Raw genomic sequence first — 560 nt, 5'->3', positions numbered from 1 at the left:
TAGGACTTACGCACTATTATTTAAAGATTCTCTGTGGTAGCAGATGATTTTTATCGAGAATAAAGTCATCAATGAAGCTTTTGATAATTGGTCTAAATAATTTCTTCTGCCAACGATATACATTTTCAAAGATCCGCTCAAACTGGTTCTTTTGTATCTCAACGTAGGCCATCAAGGCTGAAAAAATATGATTCAAAATCAGTTTAGATCGTCTTACCTGAAACTTTTCAATATGACAAACCTGTTTAATAACCCGGTGATATTGCTCTATTTTCCAATGACTTGAATGTAATTCATGAAAACCCTCAAAGGACAATAAATCATCTTCATCTTGATGTACAATATAAAACCTCTGCTGTTCTTTTAACTGAGTCTTAAATAATTGTACAAAGCCAAAATCTTTGAGCCAAACCACTTGACCCTGATGGAAATCTGGCAATAAACGCAGTTGAAACCATTGTCCTTTTTCTGGGGAAACCTTACGGTTACAGTCGATACCAAACATAAATCGAATACCATATTTTCTTATGGTTTTTAGATTTCCAGTCGATGAATACCAA

At 33.9% G+C, this 560-nt stretch carries 1 protein-coding gene; it reads right to left on the bottom strand.

Features of this window, described 5'->3' with window-relative positions; genetic code table 11:
- Nucleotides 1-16: 16 nt before the first annotated feature.
- On the bottom strand, nt 17-560 hold a 544-nt coding region (locus tag ACEO2X_RS14095), incomplete at its 5' end, for a transposase (protein WP_180169646.1).

Source organism: Acinetobacter sp. AL9 (assembly GCF_041464035.1).
Taxonomy (GTDB): domain Bacteria; phylum Pseudomonadota; class Gammaproteobacteria; order Pseudomonadales; family Moraxellaceae; genus Acinetobacter; species Acinetobacter towneri.
This window is presented reverse-complemented; position numbering and strand designations above follow the sequence as displayed.